The 10,289-nt window shown below is 54.0% G+C and carries 11 protein-coding genes and 1 pseudogene; all 12 read left to right on the top strand.

What is annotated here, in order from left to right; genetic code table 11:
* Positions 1-1,168: vitamin B12 dependent-methionine synthase activation domain-containing protein (locus L691_RS0121640; protein ID WP_025692408.1), on the top strand; the 1,168-nt coding region annotated here is incomplete at its 5' end.
* Positions 1,169-1,297: 129 nt separating this feature from the next.
* Positions 1,298-2,233 (top strand): ribonuclease Z, encoded by a 936-nt coding sequence (gene rnz / locus L691_RS0121635; RefSeq protein ID WP_025692407.1) that lies wholly within the window; start codon positions 1,298-1,300, stop codon positions 2,231-2,233.
* A gap of 172 nt (positions 2,234-2,405) precedes the next feature.
* Positions 2,406-3,197: an HAD-IIA family hydrolase gene (locus L691_RS0121630; RefSeq protein ID WP_198023086.1), complete on the top strand. Its 792-nt coding sequence runs from the start codon at positions 2,406-2,408 to the stop codon at positions 3,195-3,197.
* Between the two features lie 40 nt (positions 3,198-3,237).
* Positions 3,238-4,053 (top strand): Fpg/Nei family DNA glycosylase, encoded by an 816-nt coding sequence (locus L691_RS0121625; protein WP_025692405.1) that lies wholly within the window; start codon positions 3,238-3,240, stop codon positions 4,051-4,053.
* Positions 4,043-4,894, top strand: coding sequence for a deoxyribonuclease IV (locus L691_RS0121620; protein WP_025692404.1), 852 nt, complete (start codon positions 4,043-4,045; stop codon positions 4,892-4,894). The genes L691_RS0121625 and L691_RS0121620 overlap by 11 nt, the downstream gene beginning before the upstream one ends.
* A gap of 18 nt (positions 4,895-4,912) precedes the next feature.
* Entirely contained in the window at positions 4,913-5,257 is a 345-nt protein-coding gene (locus L691_RS0121615; RefSeq protein ID WP_025692403.1) for a cyclic-phosphate processing receiver domain-containing protein, read from the top strand.
* Positions 5,254-5,577, top strand: a complete 324-nt coding sequence (locus tag L691_RS0121610) for a thioredoxin family protein (RefSeq protein WP_025692402.1) — start codon at positions 5,254-5,256, stop codon at positions 5,575-5,577. Before L691_RS0121615 ends, L691_RS0121610 begins: the two co-directional genes overlap by 4 nt.
* Positions 5,577-6,362 (top strand): ABC transporter ATP-binding protein, encoded by a 786-nt coding sequence (locus L691_RS0121605; RefSeq protein WP_025692401.1) that lies wholly within the window; start codon positions 5,577-5,579, stop codon positions 6,360-6,362. The genes L691_RS0121610 and L691_RS0121605 overlap by 1 nt, the downstream gene beginning before the upstream one ends.
* A 61-nt stretch (positions 6,363-6,423) precedes the next feature.
* Positions 6,424-6,588, top strand: a complete 165-nt coding sequence (locus L691_RS34395) for a MerR family DNA-binding transcriptional regulator (RefSeq protein WP_084654364.1) — start codon at positions 6,424-6,426, stop codon at positions 6,586-6,588.
* Positions 6,585-7,695: pseudogene (locus L691_RS29750) on the top strand (RNA-guided endonuclease InsQ/TnpB family protein). Before L691_RS34395 ends, L691_RS29750 begins: the two are co-directional and overlap by 4 nt.
* A 164-nt stretch (positions 7,696-7,859) precedes the next feature.
* A complete protein-coding gene (locus L691_RS0121590; protein ID WP_025692400.1) occupies positions 7,860-8,927 on the top strand; it encodes an SAM-dependent methyltransferase in 1,068 nt (355 codons plus the stop codon).
* Positions 8,928-9,042: 115 nt separating this feature from the next.
* Positions 9,043-10,289: serine/threonine-protein kinase (locus L691_RS0121580; RefSeq protein WP_025692399.1), on the top strand; the 1,247-nt coding region annotated here is incomplete at its 3' end.

The raw sequence follows: 10,289 nt of genomic DNA, 5'->3' as shown, positions 1-10,289 counted from the left end.
CGGGAAAAAAGCCGATGCGATCGGCTTGTCCGGGCTGCTCGTTAAATCGGCGCAGCAGATGGTCCTGACGGCGCAGGATTTGCGAACGGCGGGAATAGACGTGCCGATTATGGTCGGCGGCGCGGCATTGACCCGTAAATTCACCAAGACGCGCATCCGTCCGGAATACGACGGACTTGTGCTGTACGCCAAGGATGCCATGGACGGTCTTGATCTTGCCAACAAGCTGATGAATCCGCAGGAACGGGCCAAGCTGGCCGAGGAGATGCGTGAGGAGAACGAGGCCGCAGCGGCTGCTCCTCAGAAGCCGGAGCTTCCCCAGCTTACGAGAGCGGTACGCTCGAAAATTTCGCAGGATGCGCCGGTCTACATTCCGCCAGACCTGGAGCGGCATGTCCTGCGTAATTACCCGCTCGGCCACATCATCCCTTATGTGAACATGCAAATGCTGCTTGGGCATCATTTGGGGCTAAGAGGATCGGTCGAAGCGCAGCTGGCCGCAGGCGAGCCCCGGGCGGTTGAATTGAAGGAGACGGTGGACGGGCTGCTGCTTGAAGCGACAATGAACGGAACCATCCGGCCGCATGCGATGTACCGGTTCTTCCCGGCCCAATCGAGAGGGAATGATATCCTGATCTACGATCCGGAGGACACGGGAAAGGTACTTCACACCTTTACTTTTCCGCGCCAGCAGGTTGAGCCTTATCTCTGCTTGGCGGACTTCTTGAAGTCCGTAGACAGCGGAATTATGGATTATGTCGGTTTCCTTGTGGTAACAGCCGGACAAGGAATTCGCGAACAGTCCGAAGAACTGAAGAATAAGGGCGACTATCTTCGCTCCCACGCGCTGCAGGCGTTGGCGCTTGAAGTTGCGGAAGGATTGGCCGAACGTGTCCATCACATGATGCGGGATACCTGGGGCTTCCCGGACCCGGCGGATATGACGATGAAACAGAGACATGGCGCCCGCTATCAAGGCATCCGCGTCTCCTTTGGCTATCCGGCCTGCCCGGATCTGGAGGATCAAGGGCCGCTGTTTAAACTGATGTCGCCCGAGGATATTGGAGTCCACTTGACGGATGGATTTATGATGGAGCCTGAGGCGTCCGTGTCCGCGATGGTCTTCGCGCATCCTGAAGCGCAGTATTTTAATGTTGAGAAAGCCTGAGCTTTTGGACAGAATAGCAGTTAAGGGAACTTCCCGTTATGCCAGCCTCCCGGTTACGGGAGGCTTTTTGCTGGAAGACCGCCAGGGTTCATTTGGAAGAATAAGGTCATAAAAGAAAGGGGGAGAGAGATGGAAATTTATTTCTTGGGAACTAATGCGGGCATTCCCACCGTGCAGCGAAATGTAACCTCAGTTGTTCTGCGGCTGCTTGAGGAGCGACGAAGCTTCTGGATGTTCGACTGCGGCGAGGGAACACAGCATCAGATTCTCCGTTCGCCGCTGCGGCTAGGCAAGCTGGAGAAGCTGTTCATAACCCATCTTCACGGCGATCATCTCTTTGGGCTTCCCGGGCTGCTGAGCAGCAGGGGCTATCAGGGAGGAACCGCCCCGCTAACTGTATACGGTCCGCCGGGGCTCAAGGCTTATCTGGATATTTCGCTGTCCGTCAGCCAATCCCGGATTCCCTACCAGCTTGAAGTGATCGAGCATGATGGGGGGCTTCTTTTTGAGGATGAGCATTTCAAGGTGGAGTCGGCTCTGCTGGATCACCGGATCGACAGCTATGGCTACCGTGTCACGGAAATGGACCTTCCCGGCAGTCTCAACATCGAGCTTCTCAAAGGCTATGGTCTTAAGCCGGGGCCATTATACGGTGTGCTGAAGAGCGGCCGGGATGTGACCACGGAACAGGGAATCACGATAGCCGCCGCAGACGTTCTAAGCGAACCAAAACGCGGCCGAATCGTCACCGTTCTCGGAGATACGAGGCCCTGCGGAAATTCCATTCCGCTCGCGAGAGCAGCCGATTTGCTGATCCATGAGGCAACTTTTGCCCATGAGCTGGCAAAGATGGCCCGTGAATATCATCACAGCACGGCAGTTCAGGCGGCTGAAATCGCGAAAGAGGCAAACGCCCGCCAATTGGTACTTACGCATTTCAGCTCAAGATACAGTTCGCCGGATGAGCTAAGACCGCTGCTGGAAGAGGCGCGCGTAGTTTTCCCGGACACGCAGCTTGCCGAGGAATTTCGGCTGTTTCCGGTGGAGCGAAAGAAGGGAAATTAAATTATTTTCCGGGAAAGCGCAGGAAGCGACACAGAACCGCCATCAATTGCTGAAGCCGCTGCCAGTTCGATGCCGTTCGACTTTTAGTTGTCTCTCAGCGAGAAAAGCATGGAGAATAATGTCTCAAATTTGATGTATTATCAAGGATAAGGCGGGGAGGGAATGAGGAGAAATGATCGATAATATACAAGGCCTGCTTCTAGATCTGGACGGTACGCTGTTTCACGGGGGCATCATGATTCCGGGAGCGGATAAACTTATTTCCGGGCTTAGATCGAAAAGAATCCCGTTTCTGTTCGTAACCAACAACTCGTCACGCACGCCGGCAAATGTCGCCGCTCATCTCAGCGCGATGGGGATTGAAGCCCATGAGCAGGAAGTTTGCACTTCTTCGCTGGCAGCGGCAAGATATATCGCCGAAGAATCTCCCGGGGCGGCGGTGGCGATACTTGGGGAAGAAGGGCTGCACCGCGCTTGCGAGGAAGAGGGTCTCCAAATCGTAACCGATTCGCCGCAGTACGTTGTCCAAGGCATTGACCGTTCTTTTACATATGATTCGCTGACCCGTGCGGCGCGCTGGATCACCGGCGGAGCGGCCTTTGTGCTAACCAATCCGGACCTGATGCTGCCCTCCGACGACGGCATGATGCCTGGAGCGGGCACGCTGGGGGCGGCGATTGAGGCCGCAAGTGGTGTAAAGCCGGTGATCATCGGCAAGCCGCACCGCCATCTAATGAACTACGCCACATCACGGTTGGGCATTGATCCCAAAGACGCCATCGTAGTCGGCGACAACATGAGAACGGACATAGCTGCCGGAGTGAATGCGGGCTGCCGGACGGTGCTTACGCTGACCGGTGTGACGACGAAAGACAATCTGGAGCAGTACAAGGAGTGGACCGGGGTATCTCCGGACTTTATTTGCAATAATCTGGCTGAACTGCGCAATCTGCTTGGGGTATAATGGCAGAGCTGCATTTCACAATAGGAGAGGACGATGAATCATGCCGGAATTTCCGGAAATGGAGAACTACCGCAGACTGCTTTCGAAGCATATCGTTAATTTACCGATCACTGGGGTGACGGTTAACAGGGAGAAATCAGTAAATGTGGAGCCGGAAGTGTTCGTGGAGAGACTTGTCGGCTCACGCATCGTTTTTGTGGAACGGAGAGGAAAGCATCTGGTGTTACATCTGCATGACGGCCGCAGACTGCTGCTGCATCTGATGCTTGGAGGGCTGCTGTTCTACGGAACGGAGGAAGAACGTCCGGACCGCAGCACGCAGGTGGAGATCGCCTTTGGCGACCGGATATTGTATTTTATGGGGCTGCGCCTTGGCTATCTGCATCTGTTATCCGTCAAGGAGACGGAGGCGGCCCTCGCCAAGCTGGGTCCCGAGCTGCTGGACCGGCGGATGAACGAAGAGCGGTTCTCTGATCTGCTGAAGGGCAGGCGCGGTGCGCTCAAAAGCATGCTGGTGAACCAGCAGGTGTTTGCCGGAATCGGCAACTGCTATGCCGACGAAATCTCATACGAAGCGGCGCTGCTGCCGTCCGCTCCCGTTCAGGGGCTAACGCCCGATTCGATAAGCCGCTTGTACTCTGCAGTCCGTAAGGTGCTGAGCGAAGCGGCAGACATCGGGGGCTACATGGAGCTGCCTTTTATGACGGGCGATACGGTCACGGGCAGCTATAATGACAGATGCAAGGTATACGACCGGGAAGGCGAAACCTGTGAACGCTGCGGAGGAACGATTGTCAAATCGGAACTGTCCAGCCGCAAGGTATTCTACTGCCCGGATTGCCAGCATGAGCGCTAAGCCCCGGATCGGGGCGCATGTCAGCATCCGTGGCGGTTATGCTCAGGCTGCAAGAGCGGCATGGAAGAGCGGAGCGGGCTGTTTTCAATATTTTCCGAAAAATCCCCGGAGCTTGCAGCTTAAGGCTGTGGATACAAGAGATGCGGGAGCTTGTGCGTCTTACTGCCGGGAAAAAGGACTGCTGTCCGTCGCCCATACGCCCTATCCCACAAATCTCGCCGCAGGCGATACGGACTCGCCAAGCAGGGACGTGATGGTTCGGTCGCTGCTTAACGATTTGGAGATCGCCGAAGGGTGCGGATCGCTGGGGGTCGTTGCGCATTTCGGGCATTTTCAGAAGCTGCCGCCGTTACAAGGCTATCAAAATATTATACAATGTATAAATGAAACGCTTCAGTCCTGGACAGGGACGGCCAAGCTGCTGATTGAGAACCAGGCGGGTGGCGGCGGTTTCGAGGGAACGACGCTGGAGGAACTGGTCAAGATCCGCGAACTGAGCCGGTATCCTGAAAAAATCGGATTTTGCTTCGATACATGCCACGCTTTTGCGGCAGGCATATGGAACCCGGAGCGCAGCGGCGACTTGCTGGAGTTAGGCTTTAAGCTGGATTACTGGCCGCATCTGGCTGCCGTTCATCTCAACGATTCCCGGTATCCTTTTTCCTCCAAGCGGGACAGGCATGCCGGGGTGGGCAAGGGCCAAATTGGCGCAAAAGGACTGAAGGAGCTGCTTACATCGAAGCCTCTGCTTGGCAAACCGGCCATTTTGGAGACCGAAAAAGGAGCGGACGGCACGCACAAAGATGAAATTGCGGCGGTGCTGTCATGGTTTGAAGCGTAAAAAAGGGGCGATGAACGAATGATCCATGTATATATGGACGATTACAGGCGGGTTCCCCCAGGCTTTACGCTTGCCCGGACGACGGAGGAATGTCTGCTGCTGCTTCGCGAATGCGAGGTCGGCGTCCTCTCTCTCGACTATGATATGGGGCCGAAAGACGAAACCGGGGGATACGTAGCTAAGACCATCGTTCTTGAAGCACTGTTCCCCAGGGAGATTTATCTGCATACCTCGAGTGCGCCGGGCAGAAAAGAAATGTTCGAGCTGCTATATCCGGCCAAGCCGGAAGAAACGGCAGTTCATTACGGGCCGATGCCGGAGGAGAAGCTTCGCGAGATCGCTTCGGGGGCCTCTGGATCATGAAGGAAATGAAAGAACACGAACTGCTGGAGGCGATTGGCCGCAGCGGGGCTTGCCTTACCGTGTTTCTGGAGACGCCGCTGTGCGGTACATGCAAAGTCGCCCGCCAAATGATGGATGTCGCCGAACATCTGCTTCCGGGGGATTATGCGCTAGTGTCCGGTAACGTTAATCTTCTCCCAAGCATCGTGAGGCAGTACCGTATTGCCAGCGTCCCGGCGCTGCTTGTATTTGACGCAGACCGCGGCCGTCCGCCGCACGTTCATTATGCGTTATATTCGGTGGAGCGTGTGCTGCAATACATAAGGAGCGTGAATTTATAGTGATTTCTTTACAGCATATTACCCTCCGCAGGGAGGAGAACCTAATCCTGGACGATGTATCGCTGGACATTAAAGAAGGCGAGAATTGGGTGATCCTCGGTCGCAACGGATCAGGCAAGACGACCCTGCTCGAGATGATGACCGGCTATCTGTTCCCAAGCAGCGGCACGGTCAAGGTGCTCGGCCATACCTACGGCCAAGTTGATTTGCGCGAAGTGCGCAAGGAGATCGGCTACATCGGGCCATCGCTTATGGAGAAATTGACGCTCCGCGATCCCGTCTGGGAGGTGGTGGCTACCGGGGCATACGCCTACCTGCGCTTTTATCAGCAGATTCCCGGCGAGATTAAGGCCAAGGCGATTGCGCTGCTGGAAGACATGAATATGGGGCGTCTGGCTAATCATACCTTCGGCACGCTGTCGCAGGGAGAACGCAAGAAGGCGATGCTGGCGCGCTGCCTGATGGCGGACCCGAAGCTGCTCATTATGGATGAGCCCTGCGCGGGACTGGATCTTTATGAGCGGGAGAAAATGCTGGCCGAGGTGGACAAGCTGAACCGCCGGGAGGTAACCGTCGTGTATGTCACGCATCATGTGGAGGAGATTGTACCCTTGTTTACCCATGTGGCGCTGATCCGTGAAGGCAGACTGGCCGGGGCGGGACCGAAGAAAGAAGTGCTGACCGGTGAGTTGATGCATGCCGCCTATGAGCTTCCCGTGGAGATTGAATGGGAGGAAGAGCGTCCCTGGATAAAAATAAAACGTGGAGGTGAGATATCTGCCTAAACGATGTTTAACTTCTTTATACATCTCAAACATTGCGTTATCATGTTTATGAGGTGATATAATGAAACTTCTTCCTATAGGAAAAGTATCCGAGATGATAGGAGTAACTCCAAAAACGCTGAGAGAGTGGAACAAAACAGGAAAATTAGTACCGTACTCTATCAGTGACAGCGGGTATAGATACTACACGCAGGAACAAGGAAATAAAGGATTTGGTCGAAAATGATTCTAACGAAGAAAGTCAGAATCAGACCGGCACTTGAGCAAGAACAGCAATTATGGCGTTCTGTAGGTACTGCAAGATGGGTATACAACTGGACACTATCCAGACAAGAAGAAAACCACAAGCATGGTGTCAAGTTCTTGTCGGATGGAGACCTTCGGAAAGAGCTAACTCAGCTAAAACATACCGAAGAGTATGCTTGGCTGTGCAATGTTTCTAATAACGTAGCAAAGCAAGCCGTGAAAGATGCCTGTGATGCGTTAAGAAGATGTTTAAGGGACTTGCAAAGAAACCAAAGTTCAAGTCCAGAAAGAAATCAAGGCCATCTTTTTACAATGACACAGCTAAACTTAAGGTTAAAGATCAAGTTGTCCTGTTAGAAAAAGTGGGCTGGATGAAAACAGTGGAGCAACTTCCGATAGGTGTTTCTTATAGCAACCCACGTGTTACTTTTGATGGTAAGTACTGGTACCTGTCTATTGGGATCAACCAGGAACAGGAGCAACAAAAATTAACAGACGAAGTCGTAGGCATTGATGTAGGTGTAAAAGAATTGGCAGTGTGTAGTAACGGTATGGTGTTTAAGAACATCAACAAGTCTGCTGCCGTAAGAAAGACGGAGAAACGTTTGCGTAGGTTGCAACGTAAAGTTTCCCGCAATATGAGATGAACAAGGAGGGAAGCCGTTTTGTCAAGACAAGCAACATTGTAAAAGTCGAAAAGTCCATTCGTTTGCTTCATCGGAGATTAACGAATATCCGTACCAATCACATTCACCAAGCTACAAGTGCAGTCGCGAAAACCAAGCCACGCGCCGTAGTGATGGAAACTTTGAATGTAAGCGGGATGATGAAGAACCGTCACTTAAGTCAAGCGATTGCTAACCAAAAGCTAAATGAGTTCATTCGCCAAATGAAATATAAGTGCGAAAAGAGGGGTGCAACGTTTATGCAAGCGGATCGATGGTTCCCGTCGTCAAAATGTTGTTCAGGTTGCGGACAGGTCAAGACCCATTTAAAGTTATCTGACCGCATCTATGAGTGTGATTGCGGATTAAAGATTGATCGTGACTTGAACGCGGCAATCAACCTAGCCCAATTGGCCGTGTAGCATCTTAAAGCTTACGCCAATGTGTAGGATTCGTTGCATCCGAATTTACGCCTGTAGAGTGTTATACCAAACGCAAGTAGCTTCGGCAAAAGCGGGCACGTTGAAGCAGGAAGCAAACAAGAGTTGTGTAGACTTGTACAATCTCTTGGCAACGGTTCATCCATTTGAACGAGCTTAACCCCAGCTTAGAACAAAATCCGTCTCCTTCGGTAAACGAGACGGTTTCAAGATACATTTGCACCGCCAATCACGGCTTTGCCCCCTATGCCCAGGAGGAGCTGCGGCGCCAGTTCGGCTCGGTCAAGAGCACGCTGCTGCTGCCGGGAGAAGTCTTCTTGGCTACCCTTCAGGCCGAGCCGGAGGAAGTTACGCAGCGTCTTGCGGAGACTCCGCCGATATTTCTGCGCCATATTCAGCCGGTCCAGCTGCAGGACGAAGGCGGAAGCGAAGCGCTGGACCGGCTGGCGGTCTATTTAAGCCGCCGGAGCAAGCTTCAAGGGGAGCGGATCGCCATTCAGGTGCGCAAGACCGAGGATTCGTTCTGGAGCGACAGCCCGGGAGAGCTGCGGGAATGGCTGCAGGTCAAGCTTGAAGGCGTGGCGGCCGAATTTACCGTGCAGAACCCAGCCTGGATCGTCTCGGTCTATGCGGCCTCGAACGCGCTGTACGCGGGGGTATCCCGTCCCGAAGACAATTTAAGCGATTGGAACGGCGGAGCGATTCGCTTTCGCCGCGAGGACGGCCAAATTTCGCGGGCGAAGTTCAAGCTGATGGAAGCGGAGAAGGAATTCGGCATTCCGTTCGGCAGCTTCCGTCGGGCGCTCGATATCGGGGCGGCGCCCGGCGGCTGGACGTCTTTCCTGCTGGAACGGGGCCTTCAAGTGACAGCGGTCGATCCTGCCCGAATGCATGAATCATTAAAGGATCATCCTGGCCTTAAGGTGCTGCGCAAAAACGCCGGGGAGGTCAAATTCAAGGAAAATGAATTCGATCTGCTCGTCTGCGATATGAGCTGGAGTCCGAAGCTGATGGCTAAGCTCGTAACGGGACTGCTGTACAGCCTGGCCCCCGGAGGAACCGCAGTAGTCACCGTGAAGCTGATGTACAAGAAGCCGCTGGCGCTGATCAAAGAGATTATGGCTATGTTTGAAGCCGAGCGAATGCAAATTCAGCGGGCCAAGCAGCTGTTCCATAATCGGGACGAAATAACACTTTATATGATTAAATATTAATGGCATGACCTATAGATATTTCCGGGAAAGCATCCCGCTGAAGTGAACCGCTAAAATGCGGCTTCCGGCAGCGGGATGCTTTTCTTTTTTAAATTTTTGGTTGGAGGGAAAGAAAATGCGCTATAAATCAAAGCTGAAACCTGGGCAGATCTTGGGCGGCCGATACGCCATTGCGGGTATCATCGGCTCGGGAGGAAGCAGCCATGTGCATTTGAGCGAGGATTTGCGTCTGCATGGCAAGCGCTGGGCCGTCAAAGAATGTGTGGCGGAAAATCAAGACTATGGGAACGTACAAGCTGAAGCGGAGCTGCTGATCAGTCTGGATCATGGAAGGCTTCCCAGAGTTGCCGATTTTTTTCCGCCGGATGAAGACGGATACTCTTATCTCGTTATGGACTACATCGAAGGCGTGACCCTGAGTCGTTATATGGATTCCTTGGGCGCAAAAATTCCGGGGGAGATCTTGCTCTTATTCGCCAAGCAGCTGCTGGAGGTGCTGCAGTATCTTCATGAGCATCGGCCTCCTATCGTTTACCGCGATCTGAAGCCCTCGAACATTATGCTGTCTCCGGAAAAAGGGCTGATGCTGATCGATTTCGGGATCGCCCGCAGGCACAGGGGCGGTGCGGGAGAAGATACGGTCAAGCTGGGCACGGTTGGTTTTGCCGCGCCGGAGCAGTACGGGAGCGGAGAGAGCGATCACCGCTCCGATCTGTACGGATTGGGGGCGCTGCTGTTGTACTTGGCCACCGGAGGCAAATACAGCGAGTGGGCCGCTGGAATGGAACGCAGGCTTGACGGCCGCGCGCCGGAAATTCTGATCCCCGTGCTGCGGCGGCTGCTCCGGCCAAGGCCGGAGGATCGCTATGGCAGCGCGGAAGAGGTACTTCGGGTGCTTGAAGATGTCAAAGCGGGCTCATCTGCCGGAATACGGCAGCAAGTATTGACGCGAACAACGCTGCCTGCCAAGAGTAATTCGCATATCGTAACGCTAATGGGGACGGCTTCCGGCATCGGCGTCACACACACGTCGCTGGCGGCTGCACATCTACTGAGCCGCAGCGGTCCGGTAGCTTGGGTCGATTATGCTCCCGATTCGCCTGTCTACGGGCGGATAAGGTCATTAGCCGCAGCTTCCGGCAACTCTATTCCATCCGAGGAAACGGCTGGCCCTCTAGAGGTAAACGGCATTCATTGCTGGCGACGTCCGGAGGATGGTAGCTTGAAAGAGCTTGCAGCCCACTACCGATACATTGTCCTTGATATGGGCAGCGGGGGGTATGAAGGGGCGGAAGCTGAATTCGCAAGCGGCCACATTCCCCTGCTGCTTGCTTCGGGGGCGGATTGGCGAATGGAGGAGAC

It is taken from the genome of Paenibacillus zanthoxyli JH29 (genome assembly GCF_000520715.1).
GTDB classification, from domain to species: domain Bacteria; phylum Bacillota; class Bacilli; order Paenibacillales; family Paenibacillaceae; genus Paenibacillus_AQ; species Paenibacillus_AQ zanthoxyli.
Note: the sequence above shows the minus strand (reverse complement) of the source record. Positions and strands in the feature narration are given on the sequence as shown.

Excerpts from the sequence above, each read along its gene's own strand:
- L691_RS0121615 (WP_025692403.1), top strand. The coding sequence starts at position 4,913 with ATGATCCATGTATATATGGACGATTACAGGCGGGTTCCCCCAGGCTTT.
- L691_RS0121620 (WP_025692404.1), top strand. The coding sequence starts at position 4,043 with ATGAGCGCTAAGCCCCGGATCGGGGCGCATGTCAGCATCCGTGGCGGT.
- rnz (WP_025692407.1), top strand. The coding sequence starts at position 1,298 with ATGGAAATTTATTTCTTGGGAACTAATGCGGGCATTCCCACCGTGCAG.
- L691_RS0121610 (WP_025692402.1), top strand. The coding sequence starts at position 5,254 with ATGAAGGAAATGAAAGAACACGAACTGCTGGAGGCGATTGGCCGCAGC.
- L691_RS0121625 (WP_025692405.1), top strand. The coding sequence starts at position 3,238 with ATGCCGGAATTTCCGGAAATGGAGAACTACCGCAGACTGCTTTCGAAG.
- L691_RS34395 (WP_084654364.1), top strand. The coding sequence starts at position 6,424 with ATGAAACTTCTTCCTATAGGAAAAGTATCCGAGATGATAGGAGTAACT.
- L691_RS0121630 (WP_198023086.1), top strand. The coding sequence starts at position 2,406 with ATGATCGATAATATACAAGGCCTGCTTCTAGATCTGGACGGTACGCTG.